This window comes from Sorangium sp. So ce131, from assembly GCF_051519095.1.
In the GTDB taxonomy this organism is placed as follows: domain Bacteria; phylum Myxococcota_A; class Polyangia; order Polyangiales; family Polyangiaceae; genus Sorangium.
Genome location: NZ_CP150455.1, coordinates 12,691,593 through 12,710,749, shown reverse-complemented (window position 1 = coordinate 12,710,749; position 19,157 = coordinate 12,691,593). Strand labels below are relative to the sequence as shown.

The window sequence follows — 19,157 nt, the reverse complement described above, 5'->3', positions numbered from 1 at the left end:
TTTTCAACTCCGGTACCAGGGGATCCGGCGCGGACATGATCCCCTGCCCGCCTCTCAGGACCCCGCACGCGCCGGCGCCTCTGCGGGCCGATGGTTGACGCGGTGACGCAACGCTCTTTCGCCCTTCCAGGCCTGCTTGCAGGCGCCTTGGCCTTCCTGCTGCCCGGCATGCGCATGGCGGCGCACGCCCAGGAGGCGGGCGCCTCGGGGAGGCCTGCGCGACCGGGCGGGGGCGGCCAGGGCGAGGCGGGCGCGCCGGGTGCTGGATCAGGGGGCGGCGAACGTGCGCCGACGGCCGCCGGCGACGGACGGCGGATCGAGCCGCCGCGGCTGGTCGAGTTCGCGGAGCCCGCGTATCCGCCCGGGGCGCGCGCGGCGCGGCTGGAGGGCAAGGTCGTGCTGAAGCTCCTGGTCGACGCGGCGGGGCACGTGGCCGAGGCGGAGGTCGTCGGGCCGGCCGGCCAGGGCTTCGACGAGGCGGCCCGCGAGGCCGCGCGCCGGCTCCGGTTCACGCCGGCGCGCCGCGACGGCGCGCCGGTCGCCGCGCGGATCCTGTACGGGTACGAGTTCCGGCTGCCCGAGGCGCCGGCCACGGGGGGCGACCCAGCCGGCGGCGCCGGCGACCTCAACCAGGTTGCGGGGGCGCCCGGCACCCAGGTCAACCCCGGCAGCAGCAACCCCAACCAGGTTGCGGCCGGCAACCTCGGCAACCTCGGCAGCAGCAACCCCAACCAGGTTGCGGCCGGCAAGGGTGCGGCCGGCAACCCCGGCAGCAACCCCAACCAGGTTGCGGCCGGCAACCCCGGCAACCCCAACCAGGTTGCGGCCGGCAAGGGTGCGGCCGGCAACCCCGGCAACCCCAACCAGGTTGCGGCCGGCGGCAGCCCCAACCAGGTTGCGGCCGGCAACCCCGGCATCGGCAACGGCAACCCAGGCACCCCCAACCAGGTTGCGCCGGTTGCGGCAACCCCGGGCACCCAGGTTGCGGCAACCCCGGGCACCCAGGTTGCGGCAACCCCGGCGGCAACCCCGGGCGCCCAGGTTGCGGCCACGGCGCCCGCGCCCGTCGAGGTGACCGTGCGCGGGTCCTCCGTGGTGGAGCGCCTCCGGCAGTCCGCCCAGACGGTCACGGTCATCGACACGGAACAGGCGCAGCGGCAGGCCGCCGACATGGGCGAGGTGCTCGCCCGCACCGAAGGCATCGGCGTGCGGCGCACCGGCGGGCTCGGGTCCTCGACGCGCTTCTCGCTCGGCGGCCTCTCGGACGACCAGATCCGCTTCTTCCTCGACGGCGTCCCGCTCGATTTCGCGGGCTACCCGTTCGGCATCGCCAACGTGCCGGTCAACCTGATCGATCGCGTCGAGATCCACCGTGGCGTGGTCCCGGTCCGCCTCGGCGCCGACGCGCTGGGCGGCGCCGTCAACCTGGTCACCGACCAGGACGTGCGCGGCACCCACGGCGCGGCGTCCTACGAGGTCGGGTCCTTCGACACCCACCGGCTCACCGCCACGGCGCGACACCTGCACGAGCCGAGCGGCTTCTTCGCCCGCGTGAACGGCTTCTTCGACTACGCGCGGAACGACTACCCGGTCGATGTCCCCGTGCCCGGCCGCGACTACGTCCGGCGCCCCGCCCACCCCTACCGCTTCCACGACGCCTACCGCGCGACGGGCGGCGGCGTCGAGCTCGGCTTCGTGAACCGGCCCTGGGCGCGGCGGCTCCTCCTGCGCGCCTTCGTCTCCGATCACCACAAGGAGCACCAGCACAAGTTCGGCGTCATGGAGGTGCCCTACGGCGCGGTCACGAGCGGCGAGATCACGCCGGGCGCGACGCTCCGGTACGAGCACGTGCTCGGCCGCGGCGTCGCCCTCGACGCGACCTTCGGGTACACGTACGGGCGCGCCACCTTCCTCGACGTCAGCACGTGCACCTACGACTGGTTCGGCCAGTGCGAGCAGGGCAAACCAGGCGAGATCGACGACAACTCGCCGCGAGACCAGGTGTTCTGGTCGCACAGCGGCTATGGACGGCTGAACCTCCGCTACCGGCCCCACCCCGAGCACGCGCTCCAGATCTCCGTCTCGCCGACCTTCTTCACGCGCACGGGAGACGAGCGCAGGCCGAAGAACCCCGCGGGCCGCGACCCGCTCACGGCCGAGCGCGATCTGGTCGGCTGGGTGCACGGCGTCGAGCACCAGCTCAACCTGCTCGACGACCGCCTGGAGAACCTCCTCTTCGCGAAGGAGTATGTGCAGCTCCTGCGCTCGGAGGAGAGCCTCCAGGGGCTCACCGACCGCTTCCGCCGGCGCGACCGCGACACCCACCGCTTCGGCGCCGGCGACGGACTGCGTTACCGCTTCAGCGAGCAGCTCTACGCCAAGGCGTCCTACGAGTGGGCGACGCGGCTCCCGAGCCCCGACGAGGTCTTCGGCGACGGGGTGATGATCCGCGAGAGCGAGGGGCTCGATCTCTCGCCGGAGACGAGCCACAACGCGAACCTCGGCGTCGCGCTCGACGCCCGCGACACCGCCTGGGGCGCGTGGCGGCTCGACGCGAACGGCTATCTCCGCGAGGCCGACGACCTCATCGTGCTGATCGGCAACGGGCAGATCTCCAGGTACGAGAACGTCTTCTCGGCGCGGGCGCTGGGGGTCGAGGCCGCCGCGGGCTGGACGTCGCCCGGCGAGCACCTCGCCCTCGACGGCAACCTCACCTACGAGGACTTCCGCAACACGTCGAAGGAGGGGAGCTTCGCCCGCAACGCGGGCCAGCGGATGCCGAACCGGCCGTGGCTCTTCGCCAACGGGTCGGCGCGCGTCGAGCTCCGCGAGGTCGCCGCGCCGCGCGACGAGCTCGCGCTCACCTGGAGCACACGTTACGTGCACGGGTTCTTCCTCAGCTGGGAGCAGGACGGGCGGCGCAAGGACAAGCCGCGCGTGCCGGCGCAGCTCCTGCACTCGCTCGCGCTCACCTACGTCGCGCGCCTCGCGCCGCGCACCCTGAGCCTGACGGTCGAGGGCCACAACCTCACCGACGAGCCGGCCTTCGATTTCTACGGTGTCCAGCGGCCCGGAAGGGCTTTCTTTTCCAAGGCGACGCTGGAGATGTGACGGAGAGTCAGGAGAACCGATGAGGACGATCTGGGACAGCATGCTGGCGTCGAGGCGCACGAGGACCACGCTCGGCACGCTCGGGATCCTGACCGCTGCGCTCGGCAACGGCGGCTGCGAAGAGGGGCCGACCGACCCGATCGGCGGCGGAGAGGGGCCGACGAACCCGAGCGGCGGCGGCGGGGGCGGCGGCGGCGGCGGGAGCGTCGACAGCGGCGTGCCGGCGTTCCTGATCGGGACGCGCGTCTGGGACGACACCTCGACGACGTCCTACTTCCAGACGGTCCCGTCGCTCGAGCAAGGCACGGAGGTGGACCTGGCCCAGGCGCTCGAGCTGCCGGGCTCGGCCAAGCTCTACTCGCTCGACGAGCTGGGCTGGTTCGCCATCGGCGGCGGCGACGCGCCGACGATCTCGCGCTACACGCTCGACGCGCGAGGCGCGCTCGAGCAGGAGGGGGCGAGCATCAGCCTGCAGCCCTTCGGCGTGCAGGACCTCTGGCCCACCATGTACTTCGTCTCCCCGACGAAGGCGTATTACCCGGATCGCCACGGCGAGCAGCTCATCGTCTGGAACCCCACGACGATGGAGATCGCGGGGCGCATCGCGCTGCCGGAGACCACGCGCGACGGCTACCTGGCGCTGTACGGCTACGCGTCGTTCCTGCGCGGAGACAAGCTCCTCTTCTCGGTGGGGTGGTTCGACTGGGAGCAGAACGACACGATCCTCGCGGAGACCGGGCTCGTCGTGATCGACACCGCGACGGACACCGTGGCGCGGGTCGACGTCGACGAGCGCTGCGGCGGGATCACGCACGCCGTCGAGACGACCTCGGGCGACGTGGTTTTCGTGAGCTCGGCGCTCGCGGGCGCGGCCCATCGGCTCGACCGGCTGCCGACCGAGCCGTGCGCGCTGCGCGTGCAGAAGGACGCGGACGCCTTCGACAAGGACTACCTGCAGCCCCTCGGCGAGCTGACGGACGGCGCGATCGCGGGCGAGCCCATCCCCGGCGGCGGCGACAGCATCTTCCTCCGGGTGTTCGACGAGGACCTCGCCACGGTCGAGGAAGACAGCGTGACGTGGGATCTCACGGGTCAGAAGGCGTGGCGGTGGTGGCGGTGGGACACCGCGGCGAACGAGGCCGCGCCGGTCGACGAGCTGAGCCCCGGGACGTCGGACGTCTCCTGGTTCCAGATCGATGGCCGGGTCTTCGGGACCGAGACGACGGACGACTACGCGGAGACCACGCTGATCGAGCTCACGGCCGAGGGGGGCCCGAAGCGCGGGCTGACGACGCCGGGGTTCCTGCACGGCGTGGCGAAGGTGAGGTAAAGGGCGCAGCGCGCGCGGCGCGCCGCGCGCGAAGACAGGGTGTTCGTCGATGTCCAAGAAGCTCTCCCGCCACGCCTTCACGACCTTCTGGGACGTGCACGCCTGGACCGGCGTGATCGGGGGGCTCTTGCTGTACGTGATGTTCCTGTCGGGGGGGATCGCCCTGTTCCGGGATCAGCTCGCGGTGTGGGAGGAGCCGATCGCGCAGCAGCGGTCCGCCGCGGCGCAGGGGGGGCTCGAGGACGCGCTTGATCGCGGGCTCGCGGCGGCCGGCGCGGCGCCGGAGCAGCTCTGGTTCTACCCGCCGAAGGACGGGCTGGGCGCCGCGAAGCTCCGCTACTACGCGGAGGGCGCGGAGACGTCGGCGTGGATCCACGAGGGGCTGGTGCCCGAGCGCGAGCGGCTCTCGAGCTTCCTCTTCGATCTCCACTACCTCTGGCACAAGGCGACCGGCGAGTGGCTGTATTACCTCGCCGGGTCGCTGTCGGTCGCGCTGCTGCTCGCGCTCGCGACCGGGGTGCTCATTCACCTGAAGGATATCGTCCGGCAGTTCCATCAGTTCCGGCCGGAGAAGACGCGCCGTGTCCTGTGGTCGGACATGCACAAGGTGCTCGGCGTGATGGGCCTGCCGTTCCAGGTCATGTACGCGTACACGGGCGCGTTCCTGGTGTTCGGCGGGCTGCTCTTGCAGGTGTTCACGGGGCCGGTGTTCGGGGGCGACGTCCTGCGGGCGGAGCGCGTGGCGTGGGGAATGACGTTCGCCCAGGAGGGGGGGCCCGGGGTGCCCGCGCGCAACCTCACGCTGGACGAGCTCACGGCGCGCTTGCGCGCGGTGGAGCCGCGGCTAAAGCCCGAGGCGTTTCGCGTGCGGCACCGCGGGCTCGACGACGGGATCGTCGAGGTGCGCGGCCCGATCGAGGGCGTCCCGTTCGGGCGCGGGCTGGTGCGCTTGCGGGCGACGGACGGCGCGATCCTCGCCGCGGACACGCCGAGCACGGAGGGGGCGCGGGGGAGCGTGACCCGCTGGATCAACGGGCTCCACTTCGCCGACTTCGGCGGCCCCGTCCTGCGCGTGTTGTTCTTCGTGATGGCGCTGGGGACGTGCGCCACGATCCTCACGGGGAACTGGATCTGGGTCGCGCGGCGGGAGGCGCGGCGAGCGAGCGTCGGGAACCGGCTGCTCGCGCGGCTCACCGCGGGCGTGGGCGCGGGGACGTTCGTGGCGATCGCGGCGCTTTTCCTGGCGAGCCGGGCGTTTCCGCTCGGCTGGAGCGGGCGCGCGGCGGCCGAGGAGCTCACGTTCGTCGCGGCGCTCGGGCTGTGCGTCGCCTGGGCGCTCGCGGCGCGCGACGGCGGGGGGCTCTTCTGGCGGCAGCTCGGGGTCGCGGGGCTCCTGCTGCTGCCGGTGCCCGCGCTCGCGGCGCGCTGGTCGGGCGCGGGCCTGTTCGGCGCCGGGCCGAAGGTCGCGGCGGTGGTGGCCGTGGACGTGGGGCTCCTCGTGGCGGCGGCGGCGCTCTGCGCCTCGGCCTGGGCGCTGCGGCGGGCGGCGTTGCGACGGACGGCGCGGAGGGTCGCGCCGGATGGGGAGGCGGCGGCCGTGGACCAGGGCGAGGCGGGGCTCATGCCGGAGGGGCGGCCAGCGTACGCGCGCAGCGGAGGCTCGCTTGGGTGAGACCGGGAGGACCTGGATAACCGGGAGGACCGACCCGGGGAGGACCGACCCGGGTTGCGCCGAGAGGACCGACCCGGGTTGCGGCGCCGAGAGGACCGACCGGGGTTGCGCCGCAGCCGGGCTACCCGGAAGGACCGACCCGGGTTGCGGCGGGAGGACCGACCCGGGTTGCGCCGAGAGGACCGACCCGGGTTGCGCCGAGAGGACCGACCCGGGTTGCGCCGCCGACCCGGGTTGCGGCGGCGGGACCGACCGGGGTTGCGCCGAGAGGACCGACCCGGGTTGCGGCGGCGGGACCGACCGGGGTTGCGCCGAGAGGACCGACCCGGGTTGCGGCGGCGGGACCGACCGGGGTTGCACCACCGACCGAGGTTGCGCCACCGACCGGGGTTGCGGCGGCGGCGGCGGGACCGACCGGGGTTGCGCCACCGACCGGGGTTGCGGCGGCGGGACCGACCGAGGTTGCGCCACCGACCGGGGTTGCGAGGCGGCCGGCCGTGGTTGAGACGGCCTCGATCCTGGCGGCGTACCTCGCGTTCGCCTTGCTGCACGCGGCGCGCCCCGAGCGCATTCCGTTCGGCGTCGCGGCGAGGCTGCGCGGGAAGCGCGCCTGGAGCGCCGCGGCGCGGGGCCTCGCTGCGGCCGCCTTCGCGCTCTCGGTGTGGCTGTGGAGCCGCGCCGAGGCCGGGCCGTCAGCGATCCTCGTCGCCTTCACGGCCCTCATGGCCGCCGCCAGCCTCTTCGTCCTGATCGCGCCCGTCTGGCCGCGTGCCGCGTGGATCCCTGCCCTCCTGTCTCCGCCGGCCATCGCGGTGCTCTCGTCCGTGGGGGCGTGCCATGGGTAGCCAGCAGCTCGCCCGGTCCGCCCGGCTCAACGCCGCCCTGCGCGTGTTGGCAGCGCTCGTCGGGACGCTTCCAATCGCCGTCCTCGGGGGCGCCTGCCTCTCGCGGTTCGCCCCGCTCGCCGAGGAGGCGCGGTTCATCCTGGGCTACGCGCTCGCGGTCCCGCTCTGGGTCGGGGCGATGTGCCTCGCGTTCCTGGCCCGCAGCGCCGCGCGGGCGTGGGCCGTCTGCGCGGCAATCAGCGCCCTGCTCGGGGCGCTTGCGTATGCAGTCCCACAGTAAATGTCCACCCGCCGAGCGGTCAGCGCTCGTGGGTGGTCAAAGAGCGGTGCCCCGATCGCGACCAGGCCCGCCCCGGCCGCATCCCGGCGGCGCGCGCGTGCTCGGCGACCACCCGCGATAGACTGCTCTCGATGCGGGCACGATCGAGATCACGCGCCTTCCTCCCCCGGCTCGCCGCCGTCGTGCTCGTCCTGGGAGTGCTCGGCTGCCGCCGGTCAACGACGGCGCCCCAGGGGAATGAGGCCGGCGGCGCCCCGACAACCGCAGCGCCTTCCGCCGCGGCGCCTTCGGCCGCAGCGCCTTCCGCCGCGGCGCCGCCCCCCCCCGCCGCCTCGGAGGAGACCGGACCGGCGTCCCCGCCTCCGTTCGACGTCGACGCCTGGCTCGCCGCCCGCGGCCTGACGTGGCGGCCCGACAAGAGCTGCTGGTCGAGCATACCGGTCGCGGGCGCCCCGCTCCTCAACGCCTGCAGCTGCGATCGAGCCCTGGAGATGCCGGGCGCGCCGCACGAGGTCCTCGTCTGCACGCTGGGGCACGAGCAGCCCGTCTCCGCCGCGTTCCCGTTCGTCGAGCACACGGTTCTTTACGTGAAGCACGAGCGCAGCCTGCGCCCCGTGCTCGACCTCCCGACCGCGGCGTCGATCGAGGAATGCCCGCCCAACGTCGCGGGGTGCCGCGCGGAGATCGCTCCCGTCGTCGACGGCGACGCCATCCGCTTCGTGGACGCCCCGCGGCCGCGGGGGGTGACCGCACCGACCTGCGACCAGGCGATCGCGTCGGTGGAGAGGGACCTCCGCGAGCTCCCCGAAGCGAAGCGCGCCCCGCTGCGCAAGGTGCTCGCCGGGTACCGGCAGATCTGCGGTGCCCGCGGGCGTTACCGCTGGCGAGATGGCGTGTTTCGCCGCGCCCCCTGAGGGCGCTCGGCCCGACCCCGGTCGCATTGACCGAGGAGGCCTGCGCGTGGGAGATCGCCCGGTCCTGCCCCGATGACCTTCGTCCCGCTGCAGCCGCCCGATCTGCCCCCCATCCGCGCGCGAGGGACGCCGCGCTGCCGCGGCTGCGGTCTGCCGCGGGCGATGTGCCTCTGCGGCGCGCTGCCCCGGCTCCCGGTGCGCACGCGCGTCGTGCTGCTCACCCACCGGGTGGAGCGCACCAGGAGCACCAACACGGGCCGGCTCGTCGCGCGCCTGCTCGACGGCGCGGAGGTGCGCGTGCGCGGCGAGATCGCGCCGCAGCCGCGCCCGCCGTTGCCGGAGGGGCGGAGGCTCGTGCTCTTTCCGTCGCCCGGGGCGCGCGCCCTGTCGCCCGAGGACACGCGCGGCGAGCCCGTGGTGCTGCTCGTCCCCGACGGCAACTGGAACCAGGCGCGCCGGGCCCTGCACCGCGATCCCGACGCGCGAGGCGCCGAGCCGGTCACCCTGCCGCAGGGCGCGCCGAGCCGTTACGGCCTGCGGCGCGCTCCGCACGAGGGCGCCCTGTCGACGCTGGAGGCCGTCGCGCGCGCTCTCGGCGTGCTCGAGGGCGCGGCGATCGAGCGGCGCATGATGGAGGCGTTCGATGTGTGGGTGCACCGCGCGACGCGCGTGCGGCTCACCGGGACGCTCGAGGGTGGCGCGGAGGCTCAGAAAGCGGAGGACGGCGCCGAGGCGCTCCGGGTCTCACCACGTCACGAGCCAGAGAGCCCGTGAACATCCTCCGCGCCCGTCACCGGAAGTTCTGCACCGCCCAGACGCTCCCGTCCGCGAAGGTGTGGAACCCACAAGCCACCTCCGTGTAGGAGGTGCTGCTCATGTTGATGTAGTGGCCGTGCTTCTCGAAATCCTCGCCGGGTCCTTCATCCCACATCAGCTGCAAGCAGGGGACGATCATCGACTCGGCCGGGCCGCCCCAGCCGGGGCACTCGTTTTGGGCCCTCTCGTCGCAGGCGCCGAACGCGCCGTGCGCCTGGCCGGTGTTCCCATCGGACTCGGACTCTCGATCGGAGCACGACTCCGCCTCGACCCAGCGCCCGAGGGGCGGCAAGCCGAGCGTGGCGCGGTGCCGGTTGATCGTATCGACACACAGCTCCGCCACGCTCGTCGGTCCCCCGGTGCCGCTCGTCCCGCCGGCGCCGCCAGCGCCGCTCCCGGAGCCGTTGTCGTCGCCGCCCGCCCCACCGGTACCCCCGGCGGGTGAGCCGCCGCTGCCGCCTCCGCCGGTGCCCACGACGACCGAGCCGCCGCTGCCGCCTCCGCCGGTGCCCACGACGACCGAGCCGCCGCTGCCATCACCGGGGGAGCCGCCGGTGCCGGCAGCGGTCGAGCCATCACCGCCGGTGCTCGGCCCGCTGCCCGGATCACCCACGTGGCTCCCGGCGCCGGCGCCGCTCGATGGCCCGCTGCCGTCGCCCTCGATCGGCACGCCGCCCAGCTCACCAACACAGCCTGACAGCACAGAAGCGATGAGCGTCGCGGCGAGCGCGAGGGTACATGAGCTGTTCCAAGGGGTAAGCATCCGTTGAGTCTATGGGCATTCCAACTCACGCTCAACCAAGACCCGTCGCAGTGGACTTTTGCACGTGCGATCGGTTCAATCGCAGTCGATATTGCCACGCTCGCAAGGAGCGTGTCGGAGGTGGTGCGCCGCTACGGCGAGGCCACCGAGAGCTCGGGGCACCCGCGTTCAGGCGACCTGGAACAGCGAGTCTTCCAAGAACCGCAGGAGGAACGTCTTCGCGAACGGACCGGGGAGCGCCACGTGACCGCCGAAGATCGCGAACTGGTGCCGTGTGTCTCCGTGTGCGCGCATGTCCTCTCGCTCCTTGAGGACATGATCCCAGAGCGGGTTCGCCCCCTTCCTGTAGCCCTGCTCGCTCTCGGGGAGCGCGGAGACGCGGGGCAGCGGCGCTGTCGTGCCGCTCGTGGTCTGGATCGTCCGATAGATGGCTTGATGGTACGCGACATTGCGCCCGCTGCCCGCCATGCGGAGCCGCGCCTCCGGGCGCGACGTGACCCATCGCGCCACGCTGGGGCCGGAATTTTTCGCTCCGAGACAATCAAACGCGTACACCTCGTCGACGCGGCCGATGTTCGCCGCGAGGGCGGGGTACATCGCGCCGCCGCCGAGGCTGAAGCCTGAGATCCCCAGGCGGCCGAGGCGGACGTTGCCCGTGCTCCGGCAGATGCGCTGCGAGGCCCAGAGGAGCCGGATCGCCCCCTCGCAGAGGGACGGCAGCGAGGCGCCGGCCGCCGTCCCGTAGCTGGAGCCGCTCTGCCAGGGATGCAGCATGACCACGGCGCGCCGGCTGCGGACCAGCGCGTCCTCGAAGCCGCAGCGAATGAGGTTGTAGCCGGTGCTGCCGTCGATGTAGTCGCGCTCCCAGAACTGCGCCGTGGGGTCGCCCTCCTCCTTCGGCTTGAGGAGATAACGGGCCAGCGCCGACATCTGGTGGGGCTGATCGAGCCGCTCGTACTCGTAGTTCCCGGGCCGGAAGAAGACCAGGCACGACGTGAACCCGTTCGTGAAGCCAGCGCATACGTCCGGAATGCTCGCGAACCAGATCAGCGGCGACGCGCTCGTCGAGCCGAGCACGACGAGCTGGGTGCCCGGCTTCCGCTCGGCCTCGTAGTAGCCCCACCCGCCGGCGTAAGCCCTCCAGAACCCGGTGATGTCCACGAAGTCCGTGCGGATCTTGATCGCCGCCGAGCCGTGCACGTTGGCCGCCCCTCTCAGGTCCACGAGCGGATGCGGCCCCGCGTAGCTCGGCTGGCTCACCGGGCTCAGGCGCGTACCGCCGTCGACGACATCGAACTCCTGCTGGGCGCGGAGGACCTCCAGCGCCAGCGCTCCGGCCGAGACCGCGACCGTCGACGAGACGCCTTTCCTCTCGGGCGCAAAGCCCTGGACCGGACCAAACGAGGCGGAGAAGCTCGCCTTCAGCGCGACCCGCGCGACGCCATCGGCGATCGTGTACTCGCGGCGGCCCGGGGCGCTCCCGTCGAGCGTGACCCCGCCGCCGTCGAGCTTCACGTCCGCGTGCGCCTCGGGCAGGAGCGCATGGTTCGCGTTGTCCCAGGTGATCGATACCTTGAGCGTCATCCTTCCTCGGCGTCGTCAAAAGGTCCATCCACGATCCCCTCCAAGGCGATCGCGGCGAGGTGCGCCTCGAAGACCAGCGTCTCGATGACGGGCGGCGGCGCGGCGACCGGCGGCGCGGGGGGCTCCAGGGGCAGGCGCTCCAGGAACGCGAGCACGTCGGCGAGACGCTCGCCGAGCAGCGATTCGTGGATCCAGTCGACCGCCACCGTGAGCCACGCCGGCGGCGCGATCGCGCCCGCCGGCGGCCCGGTGAGCGCGGGTGATCCAGGGCCGATCCCCGGCGGCACGGCCTCGGGCGGCATGAGCAGACGATCGCCCGGATGGATGAGATCCGGGGAACGCCCCGCGTCAGCAGGCTGGTTGAGCGCCCAGATGTCGCGCCATCGATCGGCGCGGCCGAGGTAGCGGCGCGCGACGAGGCTCAGCGTGTCGCCCGGCTGCACGATGTAGACGTCGGGCGGCTCCCACCGGGCCGCCTCCCCGGGCGGCGGGCCGCACTTCGGCGGCGCGAACTCCGGGAGCTCGTACGGCCCGCCGAGCACCGTCACCTCGCGCTGCGTCGCGTCCGCGTGGAGCGTGAGCACCGCCTCGCCGCCGGGGCGCAGCGACCACGGGCCCGAGGCGTCCGCGAGCGACAGATCTCCCCAGCGGATCGCCTGGCCGAACACGTCGGTGCGCGTGACGACCATCAGGTGCTGGCGCGCGCCGTCGGGCAACGAGATGGACTCGGCCGCCTTCGCGAGCGTGCGGACGTGCCAGTCCTCGCCTTGCGGCAGCGGCCTCGCGCGGCGCGGCTTCTGCTCCTGTCCTTCCAGCCGACGCCGCAGCTCGGCGAGGCTCTCGACGGAGGCGCGCCCCACCCCGGGAGGCGCGGAATCAACCCGCGCGATGCCCTGTGCGTCCGTCGTCTTCGTGATCGAGCCGGCCGGCGTGGACATCACGACGCGTACGCCGGCGAGAGGCGCCTCGAGCTCGTCGACCAGGCGGAGCTCATAGAACGACAGCGCCTCATCGGGTGGCGCCCCTCGGTCGGGTGGCGCCCCTCGGTCGGACGGCGCCGACGGCGCGCGCTCGCCCTGCGCCGCGGTCCCGGCGCGGTCGCCGGCGCGGGGGATCGCGACGCCGGCGACCGCGCCGGCGCGGATCAGCGCGCCGAGCTCCTCTCGCAGCACCTCGCGCTCGTCGTACGACGAGCACGGAAAACGCGCCCTCGCGACGTCGCGATGGAGCAGGAAGCTCACGAGATCACGCCGCGCGAGGGGATCGGTGAGCCAGCGCGCCGCCAGCAAGAAATCGAGGTGCTCGGGGGGGACCGGCGCGCCGGCCGGCGCGTCGTCCAGCCCGCGCCACACGAGCTCGATGTCGCCGCCGATCCCGGGCAGCCGCAGGCGTCGAAAGCAGGACATGGCCGCATCCTACACGAGCCTCGCGGCTCCGGCGCCCTGCCGCGGCCGGGTGGCGGCCAAATCGGACCTCACGAGCCGGAGCGCCACGCCTCTTCATCTCTCTGACGTGAGCGCCGCAGCGCCGTCGTGATCTTCCGAGAGGACCGGGAATATCGTGCAGAGTCCGCCAGAATGGATGGAGCTGACACCACGAACAGCGTGCGATCTGCCCAGCCTCGCGAGGCGCTTTCCGCCGAAAGGGCCGTCCTCGCGCGGGGCGAGCGTGCATAATGCCGCCTGATGACGACGACGCTGCCCAGGCGACGCCTGCTCGAAGGGCTGCTGGCGATCGGGGCCGTGGGGTGCGCGCACGCGCAGGCCGCGACCGCTGAGGGCGATCGGCCGGAGGCGCCGGACAGCGCGTGGAAGCGCGTCCGGGACGAGTTCGCGCTGTCGCCGGCGTGGATCCACATGACGGGCTTCCTGCTCGCCTCGCACCCGCGGCCGGTGCGCGAGGCGATCGAGGCGCTGCGGAGGCAGCTCGACGAGAACCCCGTGGACGCGCTGCACGGGCACGACGACACGTCGCCGGTGCGCGAGGCCGCGGCGGCGTACATGGGCGTCAGGGCCGCGGAGATCGCGCTCACGGACAGCACCACCATGGGGCTCGCGACGCTGTACCTCGGCCTGCCGCTCAAGGCGGGCGACGAGATCCTCACGACGGTTCACGATCACTATTCCACGCACGAGTCGCTCCGGCTCGCCGCGGAGCGGACGGGCGCGTCGATCCGGAAGATATCCCTCTACGACCGGGCCAGCGCGGCCACGGCGGAGGGCATGGCCGGGGCGATCGCGCGGGCGCTCACCCCGGCCACGCGGGTCGTGGCCATCACGTGGGTTCACTCGAGCTCGGGGGTGAAGACCCCGGTGCGCGCCATCGCGGACGCCGTCGCCAGGGCGAACCAGGGGCGGACGCCGGAGGAGCGCATCCTCGTGTGCGTGGACGGCGTGCACGGGTTCGGCGTCGACGACGTGACGATGGCCGACCTCGGCTGCGACTTCTTCGCGGCCGGCTGTCATAAATGGATCTTCGGGCCGCGAGGCACGGGCGTGCTCTGGGGCAAGGCCGAGCTCTGGCCGAGGCTCCGCCCGAGCATCCCGCACTTCGGCGAGGAGGGATACATGGCCTGGCTGCGGGGGCAGCCGGCGCCGGCCACGAACGCGAACATGATGTCTCCCGGAGGGTTCCACTCGTTCGAGCACCGATGGGCGCTGCCCGCGGCGTTCGCGTTCCACAGGCGCATCGGCAAGGACAGGGTGGCGGAGCGCATCCACGCCTTGAACCGCCAGTGCAAGGAGGGCCTCGCGGGCATGAAGCACGTCGCGCTCCACACGCCGCTCGACGACGGGATGTCTGCGGGGCTCGTCTGCTTCGAGATCGCAGGGATGACGCCGGCGGCCGTGGTGGCGAGGCTCCGCGAGAAGAGGATCGTCGCGTCGACAGCGCCCTACGCGACATCGTATGTCCGCGTGGCGCCGAGCCTGGTCACGTCGGAGGCGGACGTCGAGGCGGTGCTGCGCGAGGTGCGGGCGCTGGCGTGATCGGCGGCGGGCGCGCCCGGGAAAGGGCGGGGCGGCGGCTCAGCGGATCCCCTCGAAGGCGCGCTGCAGGGCGGCCTGTCCGCCGCGCTCGACGACGTCGCCGTGCGCCACCACGATGCGCTCCGGCGCCCACGCGAGCATCCGCTCGACCGCCGCGCCCACGGCGGCGCGATCGCGCATCATCGAGCGCGCGACGCGGGAGGGGCCGAACCGACCGTACGCGCCGTTCAGGCGCATGAGGAGGCGCGTCGGGAAGTGGGCGCTCTGCGTGATGTGAAAGCAGACGTCCCAGAGAAAGAGGGTCCTGCTCGGCCGGTGGAAGAACACCACCTCGTCGAGCTTGGGCATGCCGCCGACGGCGACCTGGTCGACCTCCGCCGACCAGAGCGGGTCCGGCGCGTCGCCGAGCGCGCCGCTGAACGCCACGTCGGGGCGCTTGCCGTGGAGCCCCGGGCGGCCGTAGAGCCGCGCCCCCGGGAACGCGCGCGCCGCCGGCGCGAGGCCGAGGTGGTGCATCAGGTTCGGCGCCACGATCGCCCGCACCTCCCCGAGCGCGCGGATCTCGTCGGCCACCTGCTCGACGCTCGGGAGCGGCGAGAAGAGGAGCAGCCCCCCGTCGGCGAGGCGGAGGATCGGAGAGCGTAGCGGGAAGTGGACGCCTGGGAGCTTCAACGTGTCTTCCGCGGCCCAGAGGTCTTGATCGAGTCGTCGCAGCATGCTCCAATTGGTAAATCTGCTTGACCATTTAGTCAAGTAGGTTGACCATCATGACCAAGCACGACCTGGATCCCGGCGACATCGCGGAGCTCGAGCGGCGGAAGCGCGCGAGCCTCGGCCAGCTGCTCATCCGCTCGGCGCGGCTGCTCGACGAGCGGGCGATGGCGCGCATCGCGCGGGGCGGCGCACCCGGGTTGCGGCGGGCGCACACCGCGCTCTTGCCGTACATCGACCTGGACGGCACGCGGCTGACGGACCTGGCGGAGCGCGCCCGGGTGACGAAGCAAGCGGTGAGCCAGCTCGTCGAGGAGCTCGAGGCGGCGGGGGTCGTGGAGAGGACGCCGGATCCGGACGACGGGCGGGCGAAGCGGGTGCGGTTCACGCCGCACGGCATCAAGGCGATGCTGCACGGGCTCGGGGTGCTGGAGGAGCTGGAGGAGGAGCTCGTGCGAGCCGTGGGCCCGATGCAGGTCGCGTCGCTGAAGAAAGGGCTAACGGCGCTGCTCGCGGCGCTCGAGACGATGACGACCTGACTGAGGTTGGCCTGGCGACGACGACCCGACTGGGGTTTGCCCTGGCGACGACGACCCGACTGGGGTTGGCCTGGCGACGACCCGACGACGACCCGACTGGGGTTGGCTTGGCGGGTCGACGACGACCTGACTGGGACGACGACGGCCTGACTGGGGTTGAACCGACGACCAGCCAACACCCGGCGGACGACCTGACTGGGGTTGAACCGACCGCGGTTACAACGACGACCTGACTGCGGTTGAACCGACTGGGGTTGGGGTAAGGGAAGGGGAAGGGAGGGCGTCCAACCGGACCAGGGGGTGGCGGCCGCCGGCCAAATCCCACGGCCGCCACCCATGACGGTCAGTAAGTACTTGATATCGCTGCTCTCTGCCCTGGCACGGATGTTGGTATAGCCCTCAGGCCATGAGCCAGCCCCGCTCCATCATCCCCGGCGCCACCTATCTCCTCACCCGCCGTGCGCTGCGCCGTCACCTGCTCTTCCGGCCGGACGCCGCCATCAACCAGCTCGTCCTCTATACGCTCGCCGTCTCCGCACGCCGCTTTGGCATTCAGGTCCATGCCCTCTGCATGATGTCCACCCACCTTCATCTTGTGATCACCGACACGCTTGGCGTGCTGCCGAAATTTCTGCAGTTCTTCCACCGCCTTATCGCGCTCGGGACCAAGGTGCTCCGTGCATGGGAGGGCTCAGTCTGGGATAACGCGCCTACCAGCGTGGTCCACCTCCTAACCCCAGCGGCGGTGGTGGAGAAGATTGCCTACACCATGGCTAACCCAGTGGCCGCAGGCCTGGTCGAACGAGCCGGCGACTGGCCAGGCGTCAAGGTGCTCGTGGACGAGCTGGGCGGAGCGTTGATCGCTAAACGCCCTGAGGCATATTACGATGCGGCCAACCCGCAGTGGCCCAATGAAGCGGAGCTTGCGCTCTCGCTGCCGCCGTGTGTCGCGCAAGACGCCGCGGACGACTTTCGCCAGAAGGTTCGCGCCGAGCTCGAACGACAGGAAGCGGACGCGCGCGCCGAGGTGGAGCGGCAGGGCTTCGGGGTCCTCGGCGCCGAGCGCGCGACCACTGTCTCGCCATATGAGCGCGCAACGAGCGATGAACCGCTGCGTGACCGCAATCCCACATTTGCGGTGGGCCGCGAGCAGCCGGGGGTACGGCAGCGCGCCGCTACCGCGTTGCGCGCTTTTCGTGCGGCATACCGCGAGGCGCTGGCGCAATGGCGGATCGGCGTGCGTACCGTCGTGTTCCCGGCAGGAACTTGGTGCATGCGGGTGCTTCATGCGGTGTGTGTCGAGGATGTCGCGCAGGTCGGGGACGTCGCGCCCTGGATGCAACAAACGTGAGATGCCTTGGGCTGGTGAAACCGCGGGTCGACGCTGACTGGGATAGATCGAGCGACGTTAAGCCTGGATTAGCTCGCGCGTGCTAACAAACGATCCCAACCTGGGCCAGGTTGTGTGTGCGCCCATAATTAACGTTAGTCAGGGTGCTAGTTGCAGCCGCATAGGGCCACCTGACGGCGTTTTTTGCAGGGTCATGGGGCCAGTTCGGGACGCCATGGTCGGGCTCTGAGACGGGCTCCTTCCGATGGCGGCGCGGGTCGCCGTCGGAAGGAGCCCGATGTCCTACCGAGAGCTGATCATGGTAGCCCGGGCCCCAACTCGGGTCAGGTTTCTGCTGCTGCTGGTCCCTGCTGCTACTGCTGCTTGCCCCAACCCGCACCAGGCTGGTGGTGCTGCTGCGGCTGCCGCTGCCGGCCATCTAGCCACCCCAACCCGGGCAGGTCGCCGCCGCCGCCGCCGCATTTACCGCCGCATCCGCGCATTTACCGCCGCAAACCCGAGTCAGGTCTCCGCCGCCACCCCCCCCGGGTCGCAACCTGGTCAGGTTGCTGGCCGCTAACCTGAGTCAGATCGCCGCAGTCAGATCGCCGCCGGCCGCCGTCGCCCCGCCGCCAGCCTGGGTCAGGTCGCCAGGTCTCCCCGCCGAACCTGGGTCGGGTCGTCGTCGTCGTCGTCGAACCTGGGTCGGGTCGTCGTCGTCGTCGTCGCCCCGCCGAACCTGGGTCAGGTCGTCCTCGTCGTCGAACCTGGGTCGGGTCGCGTCGTCGAACCTGGGTCGGGTCGTCGTCGTCGCCCCGCCGAACCTGGGTCAGGTCGTCCTCGCCGGGTCAGGTCGCCAGATCGCCCCGCCTAACCTGGGTCGGGTCGTCCCCTCGCCCCGGTCGTCCCCCCGGTCGTCGTCGCCTCGGGGTCGTCGTTGCCGGGGTCGGGTCGTCGCCGCCGCCGCGTGCGTCGCCGTATGGCGCCGCGCGTTACGGAGCCTGCGTCGCCTGCGCGATGATCTTCTTCACTTCCGACAGCATCTCCTCCGTCTCGACGTGCTGCGCTCCCTCGGCAAAGTACGCCTCGAGCTTCTCCGAGCCTGGCTGGATGGCGCCGCTCGCCTCGCGCACGACCACGCGGAAGATCGGCCGCTCGGCGGTGCCCTGGAGATCCACGCTCCCGTCGGTCGGCAACGCGTCACCCTCGTACACCACGATGCGCTCGTCCCGGAACAGCTCGCGAAGACTCGAGAGCTGCTCCAGGCTCAACCGCCCACTCACCGCCGTCACCCCTCGGGCCCCCTCGAACGTACCCCCCAGATCGATCCACAGGACCGTCTGCTCGCCGGCGCCGTGGCTCACCTCGAGCTGCGCCCAGGGCGCCGGCGGGATGTCGGACCCGCGATGACCGGCGCAGCCCGTGAGGCACAACGCGCCCCACAAGCAGCCGGCCAGCGCCGCCCTCCTAGCACGTCGTGATCTTGCCGCCATTGCTGGTGATATTGAAGCACGGATCGACGTCGAACATCGTGTTCAGGATCCGGTTCGCCTCGTCCCTCGCAAAATCCTTCATCGTCGATGAGCTGTGCTGCGCGTCCGCCTCGAAGGCATACCACCACAGCCACAGCACCTGGTAGCCCGCCGCGCCCCGCCCGCTCGGCGACGCGAAGCCCGAGCAGCCGTCCAGGTAGCTCTCGTCGCACGAGGCGCTCTTCGCAGGGCACGCGTTGGAGCCGTCGTTGCCGCTGTGGCCGCACCAGTCCGCGTGCCGCGCCTCGTGGATCAGCGTCCCGGCGCGCTCCACCACGTTCTCGTTGTAGAAGAACGGCATGTAGAGCTCGGTGTAGTTGTCGACGAACGTCCCCCAGACCGTGTACGCCCGCTTGCTCCCGTCCCCGCACCGCGCGTCCAGCTCGTCGAACTCACGAATCGTGTAGTTGCCGCCCCAGCGCAGGATGTTGCCGCCGAAGTCGTTCGTCTGGATCGCCTCGTTCGGCGACGCATAATTGACGAGCTGGATCGCCTGGAACGTGCGCGCCAGCGGCCTCCTCAGATCACACGCGGCCTCCCAGCCGAAGCCGTCGTCCCAGTCCCCCTTGTCGAAGTCGTAGGCGTCCCAGTAAAAATCGATCCACGGCTGTGTGCACCAGAAGCCCTTCTGCACCGAGGGCTCCGTGTTCCTGATCGTGTCGCACGTGTCGGCGCGGGCCTCCGAGGCAAGGCCGAACAGCAGGCAGAACGCAAGGGTCGCTTTGGTCGTCGTTCGCATGGTC

At 72.0% G+C, this 19,157-nt stretch carries 16 protein-coding genes; 10 read left to right on the top strand and 6 right to left on the bottom strand.

Annotated elements, in window-relative coordinates; all coding sequences use genetic code 11:
* Window positions 1-147 precede the first annotated feature (147 nt).
* The 7 genes from mxcH (at window position 148) to WMF43_RS46250 (ending at window position 8,926) form a co-directional block, all read left to right on the top strand.
* Window positions 148-3,111, top strand: coding sequence for a TonB-dependent siderophore myxochelin receptor MxcH (gene mxcH, locus WMF43_RS46280; RefSeq protein ID WP_437675090.1), 2,964 nt, complete (start codon window positions 148-150; stop codon window positions 3,109-3,111).
* Between the two features lie 19 nt (window positions 3,112-3,130).
* Window positions 3,131-4,441 carry a hypothetical protein gene (locus tag WMF43_RS46275; RefSeq protein ID WP_437675088.1) on the top strand — a complete coding sequence of 437 codons (1,311 nt, stop codon included), beginning with the start codon at window positions 3,131-3,133 and terminating at the stop codon, window positions 4,439-4,441.
* Between the two features lie 49 nt (window positions 4,442-4,490).
* Window positions 4,491-6,113, top strand: coding sequence for a PepSY-associated TM helix domain-containing protein (locus tag WMF43_RS46270; protein ID WP_437675086.1), 1,623 nt, complete (start codon window positions 4,491-4,493; stop codon window positions 6,111-6,113).
* A 497-nt stretch (window positions 6,114-6,610) separates the two neighbouring features.
* Window positions 6,611-6,958: a hypothetical protein gene (locus WMF43_RS46265; RefSeq protein WP_437675084.1), complete on the top strand. Its 348-nt coding sequence runs from the start codon at window positions 6,611-6,613 to the stop codon at window positions 6,956-6,958.
* Window positions 6,951-7,238 (top strand): hypothetical protein, encoded by a 288-nt coding sequence (locus WMF43_RS46260; RefSeq protein WP_437675082.1) that lies wholly within the window; start codon window positions 6,951-6,953, stop codon window positions 7,236-7,238. The genes WMF43_RS46265 and WMF43_RS46260 overlap by 8 nt, the downstream gene beginning before the upstream one ends.
* 131 nt (window positions 7,239-7,369) lie before the next feature.
* A complete protein-coding gene (locus WMF43_RS46255) occupies window positions 7,370-8,152 on the top strand; it encodes a hypothetical protein (protein WP_437675080.1) in 783 nt (260 codons plus the stop codon).
* 72 nt (window positions 8,153-8,224) lie between these two features.
* Entirely contained in the window at window positions 8,225-8,926 is a 702-nt protein-coding gene (locus WMF43_RS46250) for a tRNA-uridine aminocarboxypropyltransferase (RefSeq protein ID WP_437675078.1), read from the top strand.
* A gap of 16 nt (window positions 8,927-8,942) precedes the next feature.
* Here WMF43_RS46250 and WMF43_RS46245 read toward each other — a convergent pair whose 3' ends face one another.
* The 3 genes from WMF43_RS46245 to WMF43_RS46235 all read right to left on the bottom strand — a co-directional run bounded on the left by WMF43_RS46245 (window position 8,943) and on the right by WMF43_RS46235 (window position 12,721).
* Window positions 8,943-9,731, bottom strand: a complete 789-nt coding sequence (locus WMF43_RS46245) for a hypothetical protein (RefSeq protein WP_437675076.1) — start codon at window positions 9,729-9,731, stop codon at window positions 8,943-8,945.
* Between the two features lie 168 nt (window positions 9,732-9,899).
* The gene (locus tag WMF43_RS46240; RefSeq protein WP_437675074.1) at window positions 9,900-11,315 is read right to left on the bottom strand and encodes a hypothetical protein; all 1,416 of its coding nucleotides are present in this window, start codon (window positions 11,313-11,315) and stop codon (window positions 9,900-9,902) included.
* Window positions 11,312-12,721, bottom strand: coding sequence for a LysM peptidoglycan-binding domain-containing protein (locus WMF43_RS46235; protein ID WP_437675072.1), 1,410 nt, complete (start codon window positions 12,719-12,721; stop codon window positions 11,312-11,314). Before WMF43_RS46235 ends, WMF43_RS46240 begins: the two co-directional genes overlap by 4 nt.
* A gap of 279 nt (window positions 12,722-13,000) precedes the next feature.
* Between WMF43_RS46235 and WMF43_RS46230 the strand changes: the two genes are divergently transcribed.
* Window positions 13,001-14,302 carry an aminotransferase class V-fold PLP-dependent enzyme gene (locus tag WMF43_RS46230; protein ID WP_437675070.1) on the top strand — a complete coding sequence of 434 codons (1,302 nt, stop codon included), beginning with the start codon at window positions 13,001-13,003 and terminating at the stop codon, window positions 14,300-14,302.
* Window positions 14,303-14,341: 39 nt separating this feature from the next.
* Here WMF43_RS46230 and WMF43_RS46225 read toward each other — a convergent pair whose 3' ends face one another.
* Window positions 14,342-15,019, bottom strand: coding sequence for a DUF4336 domain-containing protein (locus WMF43_RS46225; RefSeq protein ID WP_437675068.1), 678 nt, complete (start codon window positions 15,017-15,019; stop codon window positions 14,342-14,344).
* Between the two features lie 50 nt (window positions 15,020-15,069).
* Between WMF43_RS46225 and WMF43_RS46220 the strand changes: the two genes are divergently transcribed.
* Window positions 15,070-15,552, top strand: coding sequence for a MarR family winged helix-turn-helix transcriptional regulator (locus WMF43_RS46220; protein ID WP_437675066.1), 483 nt, complete (start codon window positions 15,070-15,072; stop codon window positions 15,550-15,552).
* A 406-nt stretch (window positions 15,553-15,958) separates the two neighbouring features.
* On the top strand, window positions 15,959-16,903 hold the full coding sequence (locus WMF43_RS46215) for a transposase (protein ID WP_437675064.1): 945 nt from the start codon (window positions 15,959-15,961) through the stop codon (window positions 16,901-16,903).
* A gap of 971 nt (window positions 16,904-17,874) precedes the next feature.
* On the opposite strand, the gene WMF43_RS46210 is transcribed toward WMF43_RS46215, so the two are convergent.
* On the bottom strand, window positions 17,875-18,246 hold the full coding sequence (locus WMF43_RS46210) for a hypothetical protein (protein ID WP_437675062.1): 372 nt from the start codon (window positions 18,244-18,246) through the stop codon (window positions 17,875-17,877).
* 103 nt (window positions 18,247-18,349) lie between these two features.
* Window positions 18,350-19,153 carry a hypothetical protein gene (locus tag WMF43_RS46205; protein ID WP_437675060.1) on the bottom strand — a complete coding sequence of 268 codons (804 nt, stop codon included), beginning with the start codon at window positions 19,151-19,153 and terminating at the stop codon, window positions 18,350-18,352.
* Window positions 19,154-19,157 lie beyond the last annotated feature (4 nt).